19 protein-coding genes are annotated in these 21,534 nt (G+C 67.8%); 15 read left to right on the top strand and 4 right to left on the bottom strand.

All coding sequences use genetic code 11. The features are described 5' to 3' along the window. Positions 1-60 precede the first annotated feature (60 nt). Together ACFWZ3_RS09435 and ACFWZ3_RS09430 are read right to left on the bottom strand one after the other, a co-directional pair. Entirely contained in the window at positions 61-2,430 is a 2,370-nt protein-coding gene (locus tag ACFWZ3_RS09435) for a 3-hydroxyacyl-CoA dehydrogenase/enoyl-CoA hydratase family protein (protein ID WP_439707480.1), read from the bottom strand. Between the two features lie 79 nt (positions 2,431-2,509). Beyond that, on the bottom strand, positions 2,510-3,169 hold the full coding sequence (locus tag ACFWZ3_RS09430) for a TetR/AcrR family transcriptional regulator (RefSeq protein WP_439707479.1): 660 nt from the start codon (positions 3,167-3,169) through the stop codon (positions 2,510-2,512). 179 nt (positions 3,170-3,348) lie between these two features. Here ACFWZ3_RS09430 and ndk point away from each other — a divergent pair, with 179 nt between their 5' ends. From ndk to der, 7 genes are all read left to right on the top strand, one after another. After that, positions 3,349-3,774 (top strand): nucleoside-diphosphate kinase, encoded by a 426-nt coding sequence (ndk, locus tag ACFWZ3_RS09425; protein WP_439707478.1) that lies wholly within the window; start codon positions 3,349-3,351, stop codon positions 3,772-3,774. 63 nt (positions 3,775-3,837) lie between these two features. Continuing rightward, positions 3,838-5,004 carry a 23S rRNA (adenine(2503)-C(2))-methyltransferase RlmN gene (rlmN, locus tag ACFWZ3_RS09420; RefSeq protein WP_439707477.1) on the top strand — a complete coding sequence of 389 codons (1,167 nt, stop codon included), beginning with the start codon at positions 3,838-3,840 and terminating at the stop codon, positions 5,002-5,004. Beyond that, a complete protein-coding gene (gene pilW / locus ACFWZ3_RS09415) occupies positions 4,994-5,782 on the top strand; it encodes a type IV pilus biogenesis/stability protein PilW (protein WP_439707476.1) in 789 nt (262 codons plus the stop codon). The genes rlmN and pilW overlap by 11 nt, the downstream gene beginning before the upstream one ends. Further along, on the top strand, positions 5,779-6,759 hold the full coding sequence (locus ACFWZ3_RS09410; RefSeq protein ID WP_439707475.1) for a helix-turn-helix domain-containing protein: 981 nt from the start codon (positions 5,779-5,781) through the stop codon (positions 6,757-6,759). The genes pilW and ACFWZ3_RS09410 overlap by 4 nt, the downstream gene beginning before the upstream one ends. 227 nt (positions 6,760-6,986) lie before the next feature. Next, positions 6,987-7,637, top strand: a complete 651-nt coding sequence (locus ACFWZ3_RS09405; protein WP_439707474.1) for a YfgM family protein — start codon at positions 6,987-6,989, stop codon at positions 7,635-7,637. Next, the gene (gene bamB / locus ACFWZ3_RS09400) at positions 7,634-8,848 is read left to right on the top strand and encodes an outer membrane protein assembly factor BamB (RefSeq protein WP_439707473.1); all 1,215 of its coding nucleotides are present in this window, start codon (positions 7,634-7,636) and stop codon (positions 8,846-8,848) included. The genes ACFWZ3_RS09405 and bamB overlap by 4 nt, the downstream gene beginning before the upstream one ends. A 25-nt stretch (positions 8,849-8,873) precedes the next feature. Then, positions 8,874-10,274, top strand: a complete 1,401-nt coding sequence (gene der / locus ACFWZ3_RS09395) for a ribosome biogenesis GTPase Der (protein ID WP_439707472.1) — start codon at positions 8,874-8,876, stop codon at positions 10,272-10,274. Between the two features lie 133 nt (positions 10,275-10,407). On the opposite strand, the gene ACFWZ3_RS09390 is transcribed toward der, so the two are convergent. Continuing rightward, positions 10,408-10,962, bottom strand: a complete 555-nt coding sequence (locus ACFWZ3_RS09390) for a GNAT family N-acetyltransferase (protein ID WP_439707471.1) — start codon at positions 10,960-10,962, stop codon at positions 10,408-10,410. A 154-nt stretch (positions 10,963-11,116) separates the two neighbouring features. On the opposite strand from ACFWZ3_RS09390, the gene folD reads away from it, so the two are divergent. From folD to tadA, 6 genes are all read left to right on the top strand, one after another. Continuing rightward, entirely contained in the window at positions 11,117-11,965 is an 849-nt protein-coding gene (gene folD, locus ACFWZ3_RS09385; RefSeq protein ID WP_439707470.1) for a bifunctional methylenetetrahydrofolate dehydrogenase/methenyltetrahydrofolate cyclohydrolase FolD, read from the top strand. A gap of 255 nt (positions 11,966-12,220) precedes the next feature. Next, a complete protein-coding gene (gene guaB / locus ACFWZ3_RS09380; RefSeq protein ID WP_439707469.1) occupies positions 12,221-13,678 on the top strand; it encodes an IMP dehydrogenase in 1,458 nt (485 codons plus the stop codon). A 137-nt stretch (positions 13,679-13,815) separates the two neighbouring features. Beyond that, entirely contained in the window at positions 13,816-15,396 is a 1,581-nt protein-coding gene (gene guaA, locus ACFWZ3_RS09375; RefSeq protein WP_439707468.1) for a glutamine-hydrolyzing GMP synthase, read from the top strand. Between the two features lie 121 nt (positions 15,397-15,517). Then, on the top strand, positions 15,518-15,841 hold the full coding sequence (locus ACFWZ3_RS09370) for a GNAT family N-acetyltransferase (RefSeq protein ID WP_439707467.1): 324 nt from the start codon (positions 15,518-15,520) through the stop codon (positions 15,839-15,841). A gap of 75 nt (positions 15,842-15,916) precedes the next feature. Continuing rightward, entirely contained in the window at positions 15,917-16,339 is a 423-nt protein-coding gene (locus ACFWZ3_RS09365; protein ID WP_439707466.1) for an OsmC family protein, read from the top strand. 84 nt (positions 16,340-16,423) lie between these two features. Further along, positions 16,424-16,912: a tRNA adenosine(34) deaminase TadA gene (gene tadA, locus ACFWZ3_RS09360; protein WP_439707554.1), complete on the top strand. Its 489-nt coding sequence runs from the start codon at positions 16,424-16,426 to the stop codon at positions 16,910-16,912. Between the two features lie 88 nt (positions 16,913-17,000). Here tadA and ACFWZ3_RS09355 read toward each other — a convergent pair whose 3' ends face one another. After that, positions 17,001-17,810, bottom strand: coding sequence for an NAD-dependent protein deacetylase (locus ACFWZ3_RS09355; RefSeq protein WP_439707465.1), 810 nt, complete (start codon positions 17,808-17,810; stop codon positions 17,001-17,003). 193 nt (positions 17,811-18,003) lie between these two features. On the opposite strand from ACFWZ3_RS09355, the gene ACFWZ3_RS09350 reads away from it, so the two are divergent. Both ACFWZ3_RS09350 and ACFWZ3_RS09345 read left to right on the top strand, forming a co-directional pair. Then, positions 18,004-18,219 (top strand): DUF3606 domain-containing protein, encoded by a 216-nt coding sequence (locus ACFWZ3_RS09350; RefSeq protein ID WP_439707464.1) that lies wholly within the window; start codon positions 18,004-18,006, stop codon positions 18,217-18,219. 110 nt (positions 18,220-18,329) lie between these two features. Continuing rightward, positions 18,330-21,458: a maltotransferase domain-containing protein gene (locus ACFWZ3_RS09345; RefSeq protein ID WP_439707463.1), complete on the top strand. Its 3,129-nt coding sequence runs from the start codon at positions 18,330-18,332 to the stop codon at positions 21,456-21,458. Positions 21,459-21,534 lie beyond the last annotated feature (76 nt).

The raw sequence follows: 21,534 nt of genomic DNA, 5'->3' as shown, positions 1-21,534 counted from the left end.
GTCGCGCTTGTCTCAAGCGGCGACGCGTTGTGGTTTGCGTTCGTGGGCTTGTCGCGCGGATCAGTTGCGCAGCGGCTTGCCGGTGGTCATGGTGTGGGCGATGCGGGCCAGGGTCTTTTCAGTCTTCGCCAGTTCCACGAAGTGCTTGCGCTCGAGCTTGAGCAGCCATGCCTCGTCGACCAGCGAACCGCGCTCGATGCCGCCGCCGCAAAGCGTGTCGGCAATGCGGCTGGCGATCGCCACGTCGTGCTCGGAAGCGAAGTAGCCAGCCTGCAGGTTGACCAGCGAGGCCTTGAAGGTGGCCGTGCCGGTGTCGCCGGCGACCGGAATCGCGCGGGCGGGCAGGGGCGGGCGCCAGCCGCTTTCGGCCAGCGCAGCGGCGACCGATTTGGCCACGTGCAGCAGTTCATAGCTGTTGAACACCACGATGTCCGCATCGCGCAGCAGGCCCAACTGCTTGGCTTCCAACGCACTGCCGGACACCTTGGCCATCGCCACGGTCTCGAACACCTTCTTCAGCGACTCGAACGGATCGGCCGGATTGGCCTGCGCGGCGCGCACGGCCAGTTCCTTCAAACCGCCGCCGGCCGGCAGCAGACCCACGCCCGCCTCGACCAGACCGATGTAGCTTTCCAGCGCGGCCACGGTGCGGGCCGAGTGCATCTGGAACTCGCAGCCGCCGCCCAGGCACAGGCCGCGTACGGCGGCGACCACGGGGACGAGCGAATGCTTGATGCGCATGCTGGTGCGCTGGAAGTTGTCGACCATCGACTCGAACGCGTCGAACTTGCCGTCCTTGAGCAGACCCAGCGCACCCTTCAGATCGGCGCCGGCGGAGAACGGCTCGCTGGTCTGCCAGATGACCACCGCCTTGAGCTTTTCCTCCGCCACACCGATGGCGTGCTGGATACCGTCGAGCACCTGATCGTTGACCGTGTGCATCTTGGTCTTGAACGAGAGGATGCCGACGCCGTCATCGCCCAGCGTCCACAGGCGCACGCCGTCGTTCTCCCACACGGTGGTGCCCTGGTCGAACTTCTCGCCCAGGATCGCGTCGGGGAAGAGCTGGCGCGCGTAGACCGGATGCGTCGAGCGCGGCTTGTAGCTGTTGGATGCGGCCGACCAGGAGCCTTCCTTGCCGTGCACGCCGTTGCGTCCGTCGATAACCCAGGCGGGCAGCGGGGCGTCGCTCATGGCCTTGCCCGCCTTGATGTCCTCGGCGATCCAGTTCGCCACCTGCTGCCAGCCGGCGGCCTGCCAGGTCTCGAACGGACCGAGCTTCCAGCCGTAGCCCCAGCGGATGGCGAAGTCGACGTCGCGCGCAGTGTCGGCGATGTCGGCCAGGTGGTAGGCGGTGTAGTGGAAGAGGTCGCGGAAGATCGCCCACAGGAACTGCGCCTGTGGATCGGAAGAGGCACGCAGCTTGGCGAACTTTTCCGCCGGGTCCTTGATGGCGAGGATGGCGGCGACCTCGTCCGATGCCTTCTGCTCGGACGGCACGTAGTCGCGCTTGGCCGGGTCGAGGACCAGGATGTCCTTGCCGACCTTCTTGTAGAAGCCCGCGCCAGTCTTCTGGCCCAGCGCGCCGGCGTCGATCAGGCCCTGCAGTACCGCAGGCGTCTTGAAGTACTTGTGCCACGGGTCATCGGCGAGCGTGTCGCCCATGGTCTTGATCACGTGCGCCATGGTGTCCAGGCCCACCACGTCCGCGGTGCGGTAGGTGGCGCTTTTCGGGCGGCCGATGGCCGGGCCGGTCAGCGCATCGACCGTGTCGAAGCCGAGCTTGAACTGTTCGGTGTGGTGCATGGTCGCCAGCATCGAGAACACGCCGATGCGGTTGCCGATGAAGTTCGGCGTGTCCTTGGCGATCACCACGCCCTTGCCGACCGTCGTGGCGAGGAACGCTTCGAGGCCTTCGACCACCGAGGCGTCGGTAAGACGGGTCGGGATCAGCTCGACCAGGTGCATGTAGCGCGGCGGGTTGAAGAAGTGCACGCCGCAGAAGCGATGGCGCATTTCCTCCGGCAGCGCCTCGGCCAGCGTGTTGATCGACAGGCCCGACGTGTTGGAGGCAATGATCGCGGTCTTCGACAGGTGCGAGGCGATCTTCTTGTAGAGATCGAGCTTCCAGTCCATCCGTTCTGCGATCGCCTCGATGACCAGGTCGACTTCCTTCAAGTGGTCGAGGTCTTCGTCGTAGTTGGCCGGGATGATCGCCGAGGCCAGATTCTTGTCCGCCAGCGGCGCGGGCGAGAGCTTCTTCAGGTTCTCGATGGCCTTGAGCGCGATCCCGCTCTTGGGCCCTTCCTTGGCGGGCAGGTCGAACAGCACGGTTTCGACACCGGCGTTGGTCAGGTGCGCGGCGATCTGCGCGCCCATGACGCCGGCGCCCAGCACGGCGGCCTTGCGGATGCGTAGTGTTGCGGGCATTGGCTTCTCCAGGGGATGCGTACAGCGAAACGGAAAAAGGCTAGGTAGCCAGCCGTGGCTGGCCGGTGAGTTCGGAAGATCAGGGATGACTCAGGCCGGCGGTGGCGAATCGGATCAGGTGCGCGATCGTCTGTTCGCGGTGGGCGGATTCACTGACACCGCCCTTGCGCTGGATCATGCCGAAGCCGGACATCGCGTGGGTCAGCGCACCGGTAACCAGGTCGATGCGCCAGTACAATTCCTCGCGGCTGAGCTGGGGCAGCAGCCGGGCGAACTCCGCCGTGAACTGGCGCATGACGTGGCCGTAGTTCTCGGACATGAATTGGCGCAGGTGGTCGTCGTGTTCGGCGAACGCGCGCGCCAGCACGCGCATGAACAAGGAGCCGCTGCCGTCGCTGGAGAGCGCCAGGGCAGGGCGGATGAAGGCGTCCAGCACGTCTTCGAGCGTGGTCCCGGGGTCCCCGACGACTTTCGCGAGCGCCGCCAGTCGGTGCGCGTTCAGCGTGTCGAGGCGGCGGCGGAACACCTCTTCGACCAGTTTGTCCTTGGAGCCGAAGTGGTAGTTCACCGCGGCCAGGTTGACCCCGGCGGCGGCCGTCAACTGGCGCAGCGACGCGCCATCGAAGCCGCGCTGGGCGAACAGCACCTCGGCGGCGGCGAGGATGCGTTCCTTGGTCGAGGCGGAACTGTTCACGCTTGGGCTCGCTCGCAGAGTGGAATCAAACGATCGTTTGAGCATACGCGGGCGGCTTCCGGCCCGTCAAACGGGCGTTTGGTTCACGCCGCGTCCGCTTGCGATCAGGCTAGAATCTGTCAAACTTTCGTGAGCTAAATCCGCATTTCGTGTCGGATTTAGCCCTACATTGATCGGCAAGCGAGCCGATAGCCCACTCAGATACCAGTTTCCCGGAGCAGACCATGGCGCTGGAGCGCACCCTTTCCATCATCAAGCCCGATGCCGTCGCCAAGAACGTGATCGGCCAGATCTACTCCCGTTTCGAGCAGGCCGGCCTGAAGGTCATCGCCGCGAAGATGAAGCAGCTGTCCCGCAAGGAAGCCGAAGGCTTCTACGCGGTGCACAAGGAGCGCCCGTTCTTCAACGCGCTGGTCGAGTTCATGATCTCCGGCCCGGTGATGATCCAGGTGCTGCAGGGCGAGAACGCTGTGCTGAAGCATCGCGATCTGATGGGCGCCACCAACCCGAAGGACGCCGCGCCGGGCACGATCCGTGCCGACTTTGCCGATTCGATCGACGCCAACGCGGTGCACGGCTCCGATGCCGCCGAGACCGCCAAGGTCGAGATCGCCTACTTCTTTGCGGAGACGGAAGTCTCCGCCAGGTAACCCGCGCGTTCATTCGTGAACGCCTAAAGGTCAAAAGCGGTCATCCGTGGCCGCACTACGAAAATGAACCAGGTTGTAGCCACTCCTTCCATCGACCCGAAAGCCGCAAGCGACAAGGTCAACCTGCTCGACTTCGATCGCCAGGGGCTGCGTGATTTCTTCGCGCAGCTCGGCGAGAAGCCCTATCGCGCCGAGCAGGTGATGAAGTGGATCTACCACCGCCTGGAAGACGACTTCGGCAAGATGACCGACGTAGGCAAGGCGCTGCGCGCCAAGCTCGAAGCCTCGTGCTACGTCGGTCCCCCGAAGACGCTGTTCGACAAGGCCGCCGCCGACGGCACCCACAAGTGGCTGCTGGGCATGGATGGCGGTAACGCCATCGAGGCGGTCTACATCCCCGAGCCGACCCGCGGCACGCTGTGCGTGTCCTCGCAGGTCGGTTGCGGCCTGAACTGCCAGTTCTGCTCGACCGCGACGCAGGGCTTCAACCGCAACCTTGCCACGTCCGAAGTCATCGGGCAGGTGTGGGTGGCGGCCAAGCACCTGGGCAACGTCACACACCAGAACCGTCGCATCACCAACGTGGTGATGATGGGCATGGGCGAGCCGCTGCTGAACTTCGACAACGTGGTCGCGGCGATGAGCCTGATGCGCGACGACCTGGGCTTCGGCCTGGCATCCAAGCGCGTGACGCTCTCCACCGCGGGCCTGGTGCCGATGATCGACAAGCTGTCCGAGGCGATCGACGTGTCGCTGGCGGTGTCGCTGCACGCGGCCAACGACGAGCTGCGCACCGAGCTGGTGCCGCTCAACAAGCGCTACCCGATCGCGGAGCTGCTGGGCGCCTGCCGCCGCTGGATCGAGCGTCGGCCGCGCACTTCGATCACTTTCGAATACACCCTGATGAAGGGCGTGAACGACCAGCCCGAGCACGCCAAGCAGCTGATCAAGCTGATGCGCAAGCTGCCCACCGGCAGCGCGAAGGTGAACCTGATCCCGTTCAATCCTTTCCCGGGCACGCGTTTCGAGCGCTCGGACGCCGACACCATTCGCGCGTTCCAGACCCTGCTGCTCAACGCGAACGTCCTGACCATGCTGCGCCGCACGCGTGGCGACGACATCGATGCCGCCTGTGGCCAGCTGAAGGGCCAGGTGCTTGACCGCACGCGCCGGCAGGCCGAGTTTCGCAAACGCCTTGATCAGGGACAAGGAGTGGTGCATGCGTCTTGAACGCTGGATGGGGGCAGCGCTGGCGCTTGCGCTGGCAGGATGCGTCACCACGACCACCGAGGAAGGCAGTCTCGGCGGGCGGATTCCGCACACCAGCCGCAGCCAGGAGGCGCAGGACGCCGCGCGCATCCACACCGAACTTGGCCAGCAGTACATGGCCAACGGCGACCTCAAGACTGCGCTGGAGAAGCTCAACAAGGCGCTGCAGTTCGACGAGGACTACGCACCGGCGCATACCGTGATCGCCGTGCTGGACGAGCGCATCAATCGTCCCGGGCAGGCCGAGCAGCATTACCGCCGCGCGGTCCAGCTGGAGCCCGACAGGGGCATGCCGAACAACAATCTCGGCACCTTCCTGTGCCGCATCGGCAAGGGCGCCGAAGCCCTCAAGTATTTCGACACCGCGCTGAAAGACCCGTTCTACCAGACGCCGGACGTGGCGCTGACCAACAAGGGCATCTGCCAGTTGCGCATGAACGACCTGGCTGGCGCCGAAGCCACGCTGCGCAAGGCGCTGGACGCCAATCCGCAGAATGGCGATGCGCTGCTGCACCTGGCCAAAGCCTTGTACCTGAACAATGACGCGTTCCGCGCGCGTGCGTTCATCCAGCGCTTCGACGCGCTGGGCCAGCCTAGTGCCGACGCGCTCAAGCTCGGCCACGACATCGAAACCCGCCTGGGTAACACGGATGCTGCCCAAAATTACCGCAGGCGACTGCAAAGCCAGTTCCCGGATTCGGATCAGGCCCACGCCCTCGACGCACCCGCTAGCCCATGACCTTCCAGCAGTCCAATCCCGGCCATCGCGCGATTGACCTGTTCGCCGTTGCGGCGATCACGGATGGCCCGTCGAACGATCAGTCCCCCAGTTTCGGTAGCCGTCTGCGCGCCGCCCGCGAGGCGCGCGGCCTGGATATCGACGCCTGCGCGCACACGCTCAAGCTCCCGGCGCGCGTGCTGCGCCAGTTGGAGAGCAGCCAGCGCGAAGGCATCGATTACGCCGTCTACCTTGCCAGCTACATCACCAAGTACGCGCGCCACCTGGGTGTGGACGAGGAGTCCATCCAGGCCGAGCTGGCGAGCCTCAAGCGCGCCGAGCCGACGCTGGTGGCCACGGGCGGCATGTCGCATTCGCGCTACCTGCTCGAGCGCTACGCCACCGCCGCCACCTACGTGGTGCTGACCGCGGTGATCGTGGTGCCGATGGTGTGGCTGGGCGTGCGCGGCACGCTCGACCGCGACCTCAGCCATCTGGCGCCGCTGGATGCCACGCCGGTCGCCCAGCAGGACGCCCCTGCGCATGTTGCCAGCAACAGCGCCAACGCCGCCGTGGCCACGGCCACCCGCAAGGCGGCCAGCACGCCACCCGTCGAGGAACAGCCGCTGCTGGCGTCGATGGCGCCATTCCCCGGCCTGGACAGTGGCAGCCTGACCGCCGCCAAGCCCGAAACTGTCGTCCCTACGCCCGCTCCCGTGGCTGCGGTGCCGGGCGGGCACAGCGTGAGCCTGACGTTGGCCGAAGCCAGCTGGGTCGAAGTGGTCGCCGCCGATGGCTCCCGCCTGGAATACGGCCTGTTGCCGGCCGGTACCAGCAAGACCTGGAACAGCGCGCAGCCGCTGGACGTGCGCATCGGCAACGCCAGTGGCGCCAAGGTCAGCATCGACGGCCAGCCACTGCCGCTGGACGCGTACCGCCGCGCCAACGTGGCGCACTTCCACGTACAGGATGGCAAGCCGGCCCCCAGCGGCGCCTGATCGATCCTTCCGCTTCATGAGCGCCCCGTTTGCGCGACTGCCATGCCGGTCGTGCAAACGGGGCGTTTCGATCTGAAAAGCCGCCGATTTTGCCCGTCCCCGCGGTGCATCGGTTATGCTTGCCCATTGACCGACGTTCCTGCGCGGTCAGGGCTTTTCCAACCTACTTTTTCCCAGCGCCGGGTCGGCCCATGCCGTCGCGGCGCGCGCTTTTGACGGACATCTGCATGGCATTCGACGCATACGACGATTACGAGCAAGGCGAACGCGTACAGCAATGGCTGCGCCAGAACGGCCTGTCCATCGTCATCGGCATCGTCATCGGCCTGGTCGCGATCTTTGGCTGGCAACAGTGGCGCAACCACCAGGCCACGCGCGAGATGGAGGCGTCCAACCTCTACCAGCAGCTGCAGACGGCGCTGGCTTCCGGCAATACCGGTGAGGTCGACAAGCTGGTCGATCGCCTGGAGAAGGACTACACCAAGTCCACCTATGCGGTGCTCGCCGCCAGCGACCAGGCGCAGCGCCTGGTTGAAGCGAAGCAACTGGACAAGGCGCTGGCCTCCCTGCAGTGGGCGCGCAGCCACGTAGGCGACAACGCGCTCAAGCCACTCATCGAACTGCGCACGGCCAAGGTGCAGATGGCCGCCGACAAGGCCAAGGATGCGCTGGCCACGCTCGACGCCATCAACGCGAAGGGCTACGAGGCCCTGCGTCAGGAACTACGCGGCGATGCGCTGGTCAAGCTTGATCGCGCGGATGACGCGCGCAAGGCTTACCAGGCGGCACTGGCCGCCATGGCTGAAGACGCGCCCCAACGCGCTGCCTTGCAACTCAAACTCGACGATCTGGCCGTGGCCGGGAAGCAGGGCGCATGAAGGTGATGGGCATGAAGCGGGCAGTAGCCGTGGCGCTGGTCGGACTGGTCGCGCTGGCCGGTTGCCATAGCGCCAAGAAGGAAAACGTCCAGCCGCCGACGCCGCTGTCGAAGGATTTCAAGCCGACGGTGCAGGTCACCCGCCTGTGGCGCGAGACGATCGGCGATGGCGCTGGCGACACCGGCGTACGCCTGCGCCCGGCCGTGGTCGACGGTGTGCTCTACGCCGACAGCGCCGACGGCAAGCTGGTCGCGCTCGACGCCAACACCGGAAAGACGATCTGGTCCAAGAGTTCGCGCACCCACGGCTGGTTCGGTTGGGGCGACAAGAAGCGCAAGGACGCCTTCTACGCCGGCGGCCCGGCGGTCAGCGGCGACCTGCTCGCCGTCGGCACCCTGGACGGCCACGTCTACGGCGTCAACGCCAAAGACGGCAGCCCGCGCTGGGAAGCCACCCTCAAGTCCGAGGTGCTCGCCTCGCCGGTGATCGTGGGCGACCTGGTGGTGGTACGCACCGGCGATGGTCGCGTCTATGGCCTGGATACCGCCAGCGGCGAGCGTCGCTGGGTCTACGACCAAAGCGAAGTGCCGCTGCTCAGCCTGCGTGGCAACGGCCCGCTGCTGGTCGCCAACGGCGTGGTGTTCTTCGGCAGCGACGGCGGCAAGCTGGTCGCGCTGCGCCTGGACAACGGCGAGAAGCTGTGGGAGCAGAACCTCGCCAGCGGCGAAGGCCGCACCGAGATCGAGCGCCTGGACGACGCCGACGGTTCCATCCTGCTCGACGGCCGCACGCTCTACGGCGCCGCCTACCACGGCAACCTGGTGGCCATCGACGGCCCCAGCGGACGGCCGATGTGGGCGCACCCGTTCTCGACCTACGCCTCGCTGGCGACCAAGGGCAACGCGCTCTACGCCGTGGACGAAGACTCGCAGGTGTGGGCATTCGACAAGAGCTCCGGCACCGAAATGTGGAAGAACGACAAGCTCAAGTACCGCTGGCTGACCGGGCCGGCCGTGCAGGGCGACTACGTCGTGGTCGGCGACATCGAAGGCTATGTGCACTGGCTGCAGACCGGCGACGGCGCGCTGGCCGCCCGCGAGCGCCTGTCCAGGCACGCCATCCGCGCCCAGCCGCTGGTCGTGGGTGACGTCGTGTACCTCGAGGACGTGGAGGGCCGCATCGGCGCCTACCGTCTTGGCGGCACGCGCTGATCGCCCGCAAGGAAGATGCTGAATCATGCTGCCCGTCGTCGCCCTGGTCGGTCGTCCCAACGTCGGTAAATCGACCCTCTTCAATGCACTGACGCGCAGCCGCGACGCCCTGGTGGCCGACATGCCGGGCGTCACCCGCGATCGCCACTACGGCGTGTGCCACTTGGGCCCGCGTCCGTTCGTGGTGGTCGATACCGGCGGCCTGTCCGGCGTCGAGGAAGGCCTCGACGCGCTCACCGCACAACAGGTGCGCCTGGCGATCGACGAGGCGCAGGTGCTGGTGTTCGTGGTCGATGCCCGCGACGGCCTGCTGCCCCAGGACCAGGGCATCCTTTCCGAACTGCGCCGTAGCGGCAAGCCGATCCTGCTGGCGGTCAACAAGACCGACGGCCTGGAGGAACAGGACGCCCTTGGCGAATTCGCCCGCTTCGGCATCGCCGCCATGCTGCCGCTGTCGGCCGCGCACAACCGTGGCACCGAGGAGCTGATCGCCGCTTCGCTGCCGCTGTTGCCGCCGGACGAGGATGAATCCGAAGCGGGCGTCGAGGACGACAGCATCCGCGTCGCCATCGTTGGCCGCCCGAATGCTGGCAAGTCCACCCTGATCAACCGCCTGCTCGGCGAGAACAGGCTGATCGTCTCCGACGTCGCCGGCACCACGCGCGATCCCATCCGCGTGCCGCTGGAGCGCGACGGCAAGCGCTACACGCTGATCGACACCGCCGGTGTGCGCCGCAGGGCGCGCGTGGAAGAGGGCGTGGAGAAATTCAGCGTCATCAAGACGCTGCAGTCGATGGCCGCCAGCCAGGTCGTGGTGCTGATGATCGATGCCCGCGAGAACCTGGCCGACCAGGACCTCACGCTGATCGGCCACGCGGTCGAAGAGGGCCGCGCGCTGGTGATCGCCGTCAACAAGTGGGACGGCATGGACGCCTACCAGCGCGAGCAGTGCCAGCGCACGCTCGAGCGCAAGCTGGTGTTCGTGGACTGGGCCAAGACCGTGTTCATCTCGGCGCTCCACGGCTCGGGCCTGCGCGAACTGATGCGCGCGGTCGTCCGTGCGCACACTTCGGCCACGCACGAACTGAGTTCCTCCGATCTCACCCGCACCCTGGAAAAGGCCTACGAGGGTTACCAGCCGCCGCTGGTCCGCGGCCACGCGCCCAAGCTGCGCTTCGCGCATCCGGGTGGGTCCAATCCGCCGACCATCGTCATCCACGGTAGCCGCACCAAGCACATCGCGCCGGCCTACCGCCGCTACCTCGAGAACTTCTTCCGCAAGCGTTACAAGCTCGAAGGCACGCCGATCCGGATCGACTTCCGCGACGGCGACAACCCGTTCGCCGGCCGCAAGAACGTGCTCACCGAGGGACAGCAGCGCAAGCGCCAGCGGATGATCCGCGAGATGAAGAAGCGCAAGAAATAGCCGCCGGCGACCTTGTGTCGCGAAGCCGCCATGGCGGAAAGCCTCTTGTAGGAGCCCGCTTGCGGGCGATGCTTTTGGCCGGCCCCTTGGCAAAGGGCATCGCCCGCAAGCGGGCTCCTGCAACGGGTGTGAATCAGAGATCCGCGGGCACGAGTGAGTACACCGCGGCGTCCATCGCGCGGTCACGCACCCAGAGTCGATGCCGAGCGATGACCTCGAACCGAGCCCCTGCTTGCTCGGCCGTCCGCCGGCTCGCGTGGTTATCCGGCAATGCCACGATCTCGATGCGAACCAGCCTCAACCGGTCGAATCCAAAGTGCGCCGCGACCCTGGCAGCCTGCCGGGCGACGCCCTGGCCCTGGCGTGACTGCCGCACCCAATAGCCCAAGGACGCGCTACGGTGCACCAGATTTCGCTGGCTCAGCCCGACGCTGCCGAGCAACGCGCCGCTATCGCGCTCGAACACCCCGAACGCAAAATGCTCGTCGCCCGCCCAGCCCTCGCGGCAATGCCGTATCCACGCCCGCGCCTCGTCGAGGTCGTAGCCGGCGTGGCACCAGGGCAGCCAGCGACCGACGGTCTCCAGCGATTCCTGGACGGCCGTGTGCAACGCCGGCGCATCCTCCGGCTGCCACGGGCGCAGGAGCAGCGGGCCTTCGGCTAGATGCGTGTCAGCGGGCACAGGCACGGTGGGTTCCTTTATTTCGCAGGGTGGGCTTTCACACCACCGCTCCGGTTCCGGTCAAGCCAGGTGGGCCAAAGACCACCCTACGATGCCTGGCGTGTTTGTGCAGGGCCGATGGCGACCGGATAATAGACGCCTTTGCACAACAGGCAGCCCCATGACCGCACGCATCCTCGACGGCAAACGCATCGCGCAGGAACTGCTGGAGCGGGTCGGACGGCGCGTGTCCGAGCGCAAGGCGCAGGGCCTGGTGGAGCCGGGTTTGGCGGTCGTGCTGGTGGGTGACGACGCAGCCTCATCGGTCTACGTGCGCAACAAGCGCAAGGCGTGCCACCAGGTCGGGTTCCGCTCGTTCGATTACGACCTGCCGGCGACCACCACGCAGGCCGAGCTGTTCGCGCTGATCGACAAGCTCAACGCCGATCCCGCCGTGCATGGCATCCTGGTGCAGTCGCCGCTGCCGCCGCACATCGACGAGGACGCGCTGGTCGACCGCATCGACGCCAGCAAGGACGTGGACGGTTTCCAGGCGGTCAACGTGGGCCGCCTGGCCCTGCGCCGCTTCGGCCTTCGGCCCTGTACACCCAAGGGCGTGATGACCCTGCTCGGGCATACCGATCGACCGGTGCGCGGCCAGCACGCCGTGGTGGTGGGCGTGTCCAACCACGTCGGCCGTCCGCTCGCGCTGGAACTGCTGATCGCCGGCTGCACCACGACCTGCTGCCACCGCTTCACGCGCGACCTGGAATCGTTCGTGCGCCAGGCCGACATCGTCATCGTCGCGGTCGGCAGGCCAGGTCTGGTCAAGGGCGAATGGATCAAGCCGGGTGCGGTGGTGATCGACGTAGGTATCAATCGGCTGGATGACGGCCGCCTGGTCGGGGACGTCGAGTTCGCTCCCGCGGCCGAGCGCGCCAGCTGGATCACGCCGGTACCCGGAGGGGTGGGGCCGATGACCGTGGCGACGCTGATCGAGAACACATTGGAGGCGGCAGAGGCTCGGTAGGCTCCTCGCGAGGCTTCCCCCATCCGCCTGTCGGCACCTTCCCCCGTAAACGGGGGAAGGCTCATACGTGCGGCACCTCGATCCTCTGCGATAAACCGGGTGAGAGCGGTATCCCGATCCTTCCCCCGTTCACGGGGGGAAGGTGCCCGAAGGGCGGATGGGGGAAGCCTTGCCTCAACCCCCAATACCATCTCCATCTGGCGACCAACACGCCCCCACGCGTATAATCCCATCTTTGCAGCGAGACCCACCCGCATGCGCATCCTCGCCGAGGCTCTGACCTACGACGACGTGTACCTCGTTCCGGCCCATTCGGCCGTCCTGCCGCGCGACGTCGACACCTCCACCCGGTTGACCCGCAACCTGCGCCTGAACATCCCCATCGTGTCCGCCGCCATGGACACCGTGACCGAGGCGCGACTGGCCATCACCATGGCCCAGCAGGGCGGCATCGGCATCATCCACAAGAACATGACCGCCGCGCAGCAGGCCGCCGAGGTGCGCCTGGTGAAGAAGTTCGAGGCGGGCGTGATCCGCAGCCCGATCAGCGTCGGGCCCAACACCTCCATTCGCGAAGTGCTGCAGCTCACCCGCGCGCACAACATCTCCGGCGTGCCGGTGGTCGACGGCGAGAAGCTCGTCGGCATCGTCACCAGCCGCGACCTGCGCTTCGAGCGCAAGCTGGAAGACCCGGTGCGCAACATCATGACGCGCCAGGACAAGCTCGTGACCGTGCGCGAAGGCGCCAGCCAGGACGAAGTGCTGCAACTGCTGCACAAGTTCCGCATCGAGAAGGTGCTGGTGGTCAACGACGACTTCCAGCTGCGCGGCCTGATCACCGTCAAGGACATCCAGAAGGCGCGCGACAACCCGCATGCCGCCAAGGACGCGCACGAGCGCCTGCTGGTCGGCGCGGCAGTGGGCGTGGGTGGCGATACCGAGCAGCGCATCGAGGCCTTGGTGGATGCCGGCGTGGACGTGCTGGTGGTCGACACCGCGCACGGCCATTCGCAGGGCGTGATCGAGCGCGCCGGGTGGGTGAAGAAGCGCTATCCGCAGGTGCAGGTGATCGCCGGCAACATCGTCACCGGCGAGGCGGCGCGTGCGCTGCTCGATGCCGGCGTGGATGCGGTCAAGGTCGGCGTGGGCCCCGGTTCCATCTGCACCACCCGCGTGGTCGCCGGCGTCGGCGTGCCGCAGATCACCGCGATCGACCTGGTCGCCACCGCGCTCAAGGACGAGATCCCGTTGATCGCCGATGGCGGCATCCGCTACTCGGGTGATATCCCCAAGGCGCTGGCTGCCGGCGCCTCGACGGTCATGCTGGGCTCGATGTTCGCCGGCACCGAGGAATCGCCGGGCGAGGTCGAGCTGTTCCAGGGCCGTTCCTACAAGAGCTACCGCGGCATGGGCTCGCTCGGCGCGATGGCGCTGGGTTCCAAGGACCGCTACTTCCAGGACGAGGCGGACGCCGACAAGCTGGTGCCCGAGGGCATCGAAGGCCGCGTGCCGTACCGCGGCCCGCTGCGCAACATCATCCACCAGCTGATCGGCGGCCTGCGGGCCTCGATGGGTTACCTCGGGGCCGCCACGGTCGAGGATGTGCGCCAGAAGGCGCAATTCGTGAAGGTGACTTCGGCCGGCGTGACCGAGGCGCACCCGCACGACATCCAGATCACCAAGGAAGCGCCGAACTACCGGCTGAACTCGTGACACACGGGGCCCTTCGCGGGCCCCGACTTCTTATGGCGCCATTCCCCCGCGGCCGCAGCGCTGCCGCACTCACGGATGTCCGGTCCAGGGAATGACGCCGACCCGTTTCTGGACGACAGCCCACAGAGCCCGGTCCGATGCAGAACATCCATTCCGACAAGATCCTCATCCTCGACTTCGGCGCGCAGTACACCCAGCTGATCGCCCGGCGCGTGCGCGAGCTCGGCGTCTACTGCGAGATCTGGGCGTGGGACCATGATCCGGCCGAGATCGCCCGCTACGCGCCCAAGGGCATCATCCTGTCGGGCGGCCCCGAATCGACCACGTTGCCGGGTGCGCCCAAGGCGCCACAGGCAGTGTTCGACTCGGGCCTGCCGGTGCTGGGCATCTGCTACGGCATGCAGACCCTGGCCGCGCAGCTGGGCGGCGCGACCGAAGCGGCGGACGCCCGCGAGTTCGGCCATGCCCAGGTCGACATCGCGGGCAACAGCCGCCTTTTCGATGGCCTGAGCGATCACGCCGATGCGCACCGCCTGGACGTCTGGATGAGCCACGGCGACCACGTCAGCCAGGCGCCGCCGGGCTTCGCCATCACCGGCACGACCGACCGCATCCCGGTCGCGGTGATGGAGAACGAGGACAAGCGCTGGTACGGCGTGCAGTTCCATCCGGAAGTCACCCACACGAAGCAGGGCAATGCGCTGCTGAAGCGTTTCGTGGTCGACATCTGCGGCTGCGCCACGCTTTGGACGGCCGACAACATCATCGACGACCAGATCGCCCGCGTGCGCGAGAAGGTCGGCAACGACCACGTGCTGCTCGGCCTCTCCGGTGGCGTCGATTCCTCGGTGGTCGCTGCGCTCCTGCACAAGGCGATCGGCGACCAGCTCACCTGCGTGTTCGTCGACACCGGCCTGCTGCGCTTCAAGGAAGGCGACCAGGTGATGGCGACGATGGCCGAGCACTTGGGCGTGAAGGTGATCCGCGTCGATGCCGCCGACCGCTACTTCAAGGCGCTCGAAGGCGTGGCCGACCCGGAAGCCAAGCGCAAGATCATCGGCCGCCTGTTCGTGGAGATCTTCGACGAGGAGTCGGCCAGGGTCACCGCCGCCGGCCACGGCCAGGTCAAATGGCTGGCGCAGGGCACGATCTATCCCGACGTGATCGAGTCGGCCGGCAGCAAGACGGGCAAGGCGCACGTCATCAAGAGCCACCACAACGTCGGCGGCCTGCCCGAGGACATGAAGCTCGGCCTGGTCGAGCCGTTGCGCGAGCTGTTCAAGGACGAGGTGCGGCGCATCGGCGTGGCGCTCGGCCTGCCGCGCGAGATGGTCTACCGCCACCCGTTCCCCGGCCCGGGCCTGGGCGTGCGCATCCTGGGCGAGGTCAAGCGCGAATACGCTGAACTGCTCGCCCGCGCCGATGCCATTTTCATCGACGAGCTGCGCAAGGCGGACCTCTACGACAAGACCAGCCAGGCCTTCGCCGTGTTCCTGCCGGTCAAGTCGGTCGGCGTCGTCGGCGACGCGCGAGCCTACGAATGGGTGATCGCCCTGCGTGCCGTGGAAACCATCGACTTCATGACCGCGCACTGGGCGCACCTGCCGTACGAGTTCCTGGGCAAGGTATCCAACCGCATCATCAACGAGCTGCGCGGCGTCTCGCGCGTCGTCTACGACATCAGCGGCAAGCCGCCGGCGACCATCGAGTGGGAGTGAGGCCGGTGCGCACCTCGCGCCCGATGACCGGCCCTTCGCGAAGGCTCGTCGCGGTGCTGGCCCGAAGACGCGCGTTCCGCTCCACGGTTGTTCCTGCAAGTCGCCACACACGGTAGCCACGATGAGCCAGATCACGATCACCAAGCAGGATGGTCCGCGCCACGGCCGCTATGTGGCGCAGGTGGCCGGTGTCGATGCCGAAGCCGAGTTGACCTATACCCATCGCGGTCCGGGCCTGGTGAGTGCCGATCACACCGGCGCCCCCGAAAGCCTCCGGGGCACCGGTGCGGCTGCGGCGCTGGTCGACTATCTGGTCGCCGATGCCCGCGGAAACGGATTCCGGATCCTTCCGCTGTGCCCGTACGTCCGCGCCCGCTACGTGAAGCATCCGGAATGGCAGGACGTGATGACGCTGGCGCCCGGCGAGGAGCCAAACGCGGGCTGACGGCGACGACGGGGTGGGCGCCGTGCCGTGCGCCGGCCACCGCCGTTTTTCCCGCACGATCGAGGAGCAAAACCGATGGTTCGCAAGACCCTGGCCACGGTGGCCGATACCCAGGCCAGTCCGCTCGCGGTGGCCATCGAGGTGTCGGGCCATCACCTGATCGGCGATGAGCCGGCCACGCAAGGCGGTGCGGACCTGGGGCCCTCGCCCTACGATCTGCTGACGGCGTCCCTGGGCGCCTGCACCGCCATCACCGTGCGCTGGTATGCGCTCAAGATGGGCTGGCCGCTCGAACACGTCCACGTGGAGGTCGAGCACGACAAGAGGGTGATGGCCGCCCGTCCGGAGGTGATCGACGCCTTCCGCAAGCGCGTGACCATTACCGGCCCCGACCTGACGCCCGAGCAGAGGCAGAAGTTGTTCGAGGTGGCCGAGAAGTGCCCGGTCCACAAGACGCTGACCGGCACCATCAGCATCGAGACCTTGCCGGCCGACTAACCGCGGGGGCAAGCGCGAGTCGGTGCGCTCCGCGCAGCGGCTACAATGCCGGCCCCGCCAGCCGAGCCGCCCTTGCGCGTGTCCATGTCCGATTCCCTCACGCCCATTGCCGCCACATTCTCGTCCGAGGACGAAGCCTGCATGCGCCGCGCCCTGCAACTGGCGGCGCACGCGCGCGACGCGGAGAACGAGGTGCCTGTTGGCGCCGTGCTGGTGCACGAGGGGCAGATCGTCGGGCTGGGCTGGAACCGCAACATCACGCTGCACGATCCGACCGCGCACGCCGAGATCATGGCGCTGCGCGCGGCGGGCCAGAAGCTCGCGAACCACCGCATCGTCGGCGCGACGCTCTACGTGACGCTGGAACCATGCTCGATGTGCGCAATGGCCCTCGTGCATGCGCGGATCGGCCGGGTCGTGTACGCGGCGACCGATCCGAAAACCGGCGCAGCCGGCAGCGTGTTCGACACGCTGGTCTCCGAGCGGCACAACCATCGCGTGATGGTGCAGGGTGGATTAATGGCCGCCGAGTCGGGCGAGATGTTGCGGGAGTTCTTCCGCTCGCGGCGATAAGGCCCAGACAAGCGCGGAGGGTGCGCTTCAGCTCACCGTCGCCGCGCCGGGATGGTTGGCTCGAACGCGCCCTGCGAGGCCTGCAAGCTCAAGCCAGAAGGAATGCCAGCGCCTGGGCGCACGGCTGCTCCACTTTCAGGCTCAACAATGGATCGGCGCGCGTCCTTCCCAGGTTCACCGCCGCCACCGGCTTGCCGGCGCGTGCCGCCGCGTGCACGAAGCGATAGCCGGAAAACACCATCAGCGACGAGCCGACGACCAGCACGGCGTCGGCGGCTTCCAGCGCCTCCATCGCCAGCATCACGCGCTCGCGCGGCACGTTCTCGCCGAAGAACACCACGTCGGGCTTGAGCACGCCGCCGCAGGTCGGGCAGGGTGGCACGGCGAAGTCGTCGAAATGTGCTGTTTCCAGGTCCGCGTCGCCGTCCGGTGCATGGGCAGCATCCAGATCGGCCCAGCCAGGATTGAGCCGATCGAGCTCCTGCTGGAACGCTTCGCGCGGCTGGCGCCAGTCGCAGCCCATGCAGCGCACCTGGTCGAGCCGTCCGTGCAGGTCGACCACCTGGCGCTGGCCGGCGCGCTGGTGCAGCCCATCCACGTTCTGCGTGACCAGCAGTTCGAGCCGCCCCTGTGCCTCCAGCCGCTGCAGCGCGTGGTGGGTGCCGTTGGGCCGGGCTCCGCCAAAGTGGCGCCAGCCGACGAGGCTGCGCGCCCAGTAACGCCGGCGCGTGCGCTCCTCGCCCATGAAGGCCTGGTAGGTCACCGGCGGCGTGCGTTTCCAGGCGCCCTCGGTGTCGCGGTAGTCGGGGATGCCGGAGTCCGTGCTGCAACCGGCGCCGGTCAGCACGAACAGGCGCGGATGGGTATCGATGAACCGGGCGAGCGGGGCAGGTTGCATGGCGACAAGTATGGCGCGAGCTCGTCCCTGCAGGAGCGCACCTGTGGGTCGCCCGCGCGGTCGCCCACAGGTGCGCTGCTGCAAATGATCACGGAACGCTTTACGACTGTCTCATCTTTCCGTGACGGCGCCTTCAATGCGTGACCACCAAGATGCCCGTGCTGCCGCAGCACCGCGCGGCCACGGGTGAATCATGAGCCAGTCCGACCGGACCCTGAGCACGATCAACGACAGAGATCCGTTCGCGATGCGGTACTGGTCCAAGCAGCTGCGCATCTCCGAGCGCGACCTGCGCGAGGCAATCGCGGTCGTCGGTACCAACACCCAGGCCGTGCGCCAGTACACCAACCGGCCGCAGCCCAGCCATGCGGACAGGCCGCGCGGCGCGAGCCGCCGACGCGGCGACTGATGGCCCGGCGCCAAGGGACAGCGGACGTGCCTGCCCACCCCGGCACCCGCGGCCAGCGCAAGCGCCGCCCGGCCACGGCCGCGGCAGATCCATCCTCACAGGGAGTCTCCATGCCGGCACACGCGATGGCGCCGCCACGCATCTTCAGCCTGCCCGCCGAACCGGACGCCAGCAGCGGGCAGACACCCTGGTTCACCCACGCGGCCGACCTCGGCTTCAGCCACGTGCTGGCGCCCGCCAGCGTGCTCGACGAAGGCATCGGGCCGATCGGCACGCTTGCCCGGCTGTGTGGCGACCACGGCCTGGGGCTGCTGATCGACGTCGACGTAACGCGCCCATTGCCCGCCGACGCCGCGCTGCGCGCCGAGCACCCGGACTGGTTCCACGCGCTGGCGGACACCACGGTATTGCCCGACCCGCGCCGCCCCGCCGCCGAAGCCGGCGTGCGCTGGCGGTTCCACGATGACGCCGTGGCGCCCGAAGCGCTTGCCTGGTGGTGCGAACGGCTGCATGGCGCGCTGCAGGCTGGCGCCGTGGGTTTCCGGCTGGCATCGCTCGATGCCGCGCCTGCGGCCTGGTGGGCGCACCTCGTCGATGGCCTGCGCGGCCGCGCGCCGCAGGCGCTGTTCCTGGGCTGGACCCAGGGACTGGCGCCCGCGGAACTGGGCGCGCTCACCGACGTGGCTTTCGACTACGCCTTCTGCTCGGCCGAGTGGTGGGATTTCCGCGCCGGCTGGCTGGGCCGCGAGCTCCGCCGCGTGGCCGAAGTGGCGCCGCCACTGGCCTGCGCCGCGGCACCGTTCGACGACCCGGAGGCCGGCCCCCGCTTGGGCCAACACGAACTGGCCGAGCGCCACCGCCGCCGCGCCGCCTGGTTTGCCGCAGCCTGCGCCGCGGGCTGGTTGATGCCCGCCGGCTTCGCGCGCAACGCGTCGCAGGCGCTGGACATGACCAGCGAAGTACGCGCCATCAACGACTGGCTGCGCGGCCTCGGCGCGAAGGCGCGCGAACCGGCGGCCATCCACATCGACGACGCCTGGGTCGGCGTGCTGCGCCGGCAGGGCGAGCGCGCCTGGCTGTCGCTCTTCAACGCGCGGCTGGATGCGGGTACGCCGGTGGACCTGGGGGCGATCGCAGGCGGTGCCGCCGGCGACTTCGCCGACTGGACCGCGCCGGACGGCGCGCCTGCCGCCGGGCCGATCACCCTCGCCCCGGGCGAGACGCGGGTACTGGAAGGCACGCGCACGCGGCCAGTCAGCACGCGCACGGGCGTCGCTGCCGCGAAACAGGCGCTGACCGCGGCCACGCAGGCGCCGCGCGTCGCCATCGAGGCCGTGACACCTTGCGTGGACGATGGCCGCTTCGCGGTCAAGCGCGTGGTCGGCGACGTGGTGACGGTGGAGGCGGACGTCTTCATGGACGGCCACGACAAGCTCGCCGTGGCGCTGCGCTGGCGCGCGCTGGACGAGAAGCAGTGGCACGAGCAGCGCATGGAGCCGCTTGGCAACGACCGCTACCGCGGCCACTTCACGCCGACCCGCATGGGCCGCCACGAATACACGGTGCAGGCGTGGCGCGACGCCTATGCGAGCTACCGCCACGAGATCGTCGCCAAGCACGATGCCGGCGTGCCGATCGCGCTGGAAATGCGCGAAGGCCAGCACCTGGTCGAACAGACCGCCGCCGGCACCGCGCCGGCCAGGCGCAAGCCCCTGCGTGCGCTGGCCGCGGCGCTGGCCAAGGCCGAGGACGACGAGGCGCGCTATCGATGGCTGATCGCCGAGGACACCGCCCGGGCCATGGCCGAGGGCGACCTGCGCGCGTTTGCCGTCGAGCATCCCCCGCTGCGGCTGGAGGTCGACCGCCGCGCGGCGCAGTTCGCCAGCTGGTACGAACTGTTCCCGCGCTCGATCACCGGGAGTCCCGACCGCCACGGCACCTTCCGCGACGTGATCGGACGCCTTCCCGCGATCCAGGCGATGGGCTTCGACGTGCTCTACTTCCCGCCGATCCATCCGATCGGCCGCGCCTTCCGCAAGGGCCGCAACAACACCCTCACGCCCGGCGAGCACGACCCTGGCAGCCCGTACGCCATCGGCTCGGCGGAGGGCGGCCATACGGACATCCATCCGGAGCTCGGCGCGATCGAGGACTTCCGCGCGCTGCGCGATGCGGCGCATGCCCACGGCCTGGAACTCGCGCTCGACTTCGCCATCCAGTGCTCGCCCGACCATCCGTGGCTGGCCGAGCATCCCGAGTGGTTCGACTGGCGACCGGACGGCAGCCTGCGCTACGCCGAGAACCCGCCGAAGAAGTACCAGGACATCGTCAACGTCGACTTCTACGCCGAAGGCGCGATCCCGTCGCTGTGGCAGGCACTGTGCGACGTGGTGCTGTACTGGGCGGGCGAGGGCGTGCGCATCTTCCGCGTGGACAACCCGCACACCAAGCCGTTTCCGTTCTGGGAATGGATGATCGGCCGCGTGCGCAGCGAATACCCCGACGCGCTGTTCCTGTCCGAAGCATTCACGCGGCCCAAGCCGATGTACCGACTGGCGAAGCTGGGCTTCAGCCAGTCCTACACCTACTTCACCTGGCGCCACACCCGCCAGGAATTCATCGACTACCTCACCGAACTGGCTCAGGGGCCGCCGCGCGACTTCTTCCGCCCGAACTTTTTCGTCAACACGCCGGACATCAACCCGTATTTCCTGCAGCACTCCGGTCGCAGCGGCTTCCTGATCCGTGCCGCGCTGGCGACCACGCTGTCGGGGCTGTGGGGCATGTATTCGGGCTTCGAACTGTGCGAGTCGGTGCCGATTCCGGGCAAGGAGGAGTACCTCGACTCGGAGAAGTTCGAGATCAAGCCGCGCGACTGGGAAGCACCCGGCAACATCATCGCCGAGATTACCCAGCTCAACGCCATCCGCCGCGAGCAGCCGGCCTTGCAGAGCCATCTGGGCGTGCGCTTCCTGCGCGCGGACAACGATCAGGTGCTGTTTTTCGAGAAGACGGCGCCGGGCGGCCGCGACCGCGTGCTGGTAGCGATCAACCTCGATCCGCACCACGCGCAGTCGACTGACCTGCACCTGCCGCTGGCCGACTGGGGCGTGGGCGAAGACACGCCGCTGACCGTCGAGGACCTGCTGCACGACGCCACCCTGACCTGGCGCGGCGGCCGGCAACAGGTGTGGCTGGGGCAGGGCATGCCTTATGCGATCTGGCGGGTGGAGGCATGAGCGCCCGCCAGGCACGACACGCCCCCTGTAGGAGCGCCCTTGGGCGCGACCGCGGGGCACGGGCGTGGCATGACGG

The sequence above is a fragment of the Frateuria sp. GZRR35 genome (assembly GCF_051900415.1).
In the GTDB taxonomy this organism is placed as follows: Bacteria; Pseudomonadota; Gammaproteobacteria; order Xanthomonadales; family Rhodanobacteraceae; genus Frateuria_A.
The sequence above is the reverse complement of the archived record's forward strand: the minus strand, read 5'-3'. Positions and strand labels throughout refer to the sequence as shown.

Bases quoted from the DNA above. Each gene is read 5' to 3' on its own strand.
- ndk (WP_439707478.1), top strand. From the start codon at position 3,349: ATGGCGCTGGAGCGCACCCTTTCCATCATCAAGCCCGATGCCGTCGCC.
- ACFWZ3_RS09355 (WP_439707465.1), bottom strand. From the start codon at position 17,810: ATGCAACCTGCCCCGCTCGCCCGGTTCATCGATACCCATCCGCGCCTG.
- ACFWZ3_RS09365 (WP_439707466.1), top strand. From the start codon at position 15,917: ATGGTTCGCAAGACCCTGGCCACGGTGGCCGATACCCAGGCCAGTCCG.
- ACFWZ3_RS09430 (WP_439707479.1), bottom strand. From the start codon at position 3,169: ATGCTCAAACGATCGTTTGATTCCACTCTGCGAGCGAGCCCAAGCGTG.
- bamB (WP_439707473.1), top strand. From the start codon at position 7,634: ATGAAGGTGATGGGCATGAAGCGGGCAGTAGCCGTGGCGCTGGTCGGA.
- guaA (WP_439707468.1), top strand. From the start codon at position 13,816: ATGCAGAACATCCATTCCGACAAGATCCTCATCCTCGACTTCGGCGCG.
- ACFWZ3_RS09350 (WP_439707464.1), top strand. From the start codon at position 18,004: ATGAGCCAGTCCGACCGGACCCTGAGCACGATCAACGACAGAGATCCG.
- ACFWZ3_RS09370 (WP_439707467.1), top strand. From the start codon at position 15,518: ATGAGCCAGATCACGATCACCAAGCAGGATGGTCCGCGCCACGGCCGC.
- pilW (WP_439707476.1), top strand. From the start codon at position 4,994: ATGCGTCTTGAACGCTGGATGGGGGCAGCGCTGGCGCTTGCGCTGGCA.
- guaB (WP_439707469.1), top strand. From the start codon at position 12,221: ATGCGCATCCTCGCCGAGGCTCTGACCTACGACGACGTGTACCTCGTT.
- tadA (WP_439707554.1), top strand. From the start codon at position 16,424: ATGTCCGATTCCCTCACGCCCATTGCCGCCACATTCTCGTCCGAGGAC.
- ACFWZ3_RS09405 (WP_439707474.1), top strand. From the start codon at position 6,987: ATGGCATTCGACGCATACGACGATTACGAGCAAGGCGAACGCGTACAG.
- ACFWZ3_RS09410 (WP_439707475.1), top strand. From the start codon at position 5,779: ATGACCTTCCAGCAGTCCAATCCCGGCCATCGCGCGATTGACCTGTTC.
- ACFWZ3_RS09345 (WP_439707463.1), top strand. From the start codon at position 18,330: ATGCCGGCACACGCGATGGCGCCGCCACGCATCTTCAGCCTGCCCGCC.
- der (WP_439707472.1), top strand. From the start codon at position 8,874: ATGCTGCCCGTCGTCGCCCTGGTCGGTCGTCCCAACGTCGGTAAATCG.
- rlmN (WP_439707477.1), top strand. From the start codon at position 3,838: ATGAACCAGGTTGTAGCCACTCCTTCCATCGACCCGAAAGCCGCAAGC.
- folD (WP_439707470.1), top strand. From the start codon at position 11,117: ATGACCGCACGCATCCTCGACGGCAAACGCATCGCGCAGGAACTGCTG.
- ACFWZ3_RS09435 (WP_439707480.1), bottom strand. From the start codon at position 2,430: ATGCCCGCAACACTACGCATCCGCAAGGCCGCCGTGCTGGGCGCCGGC.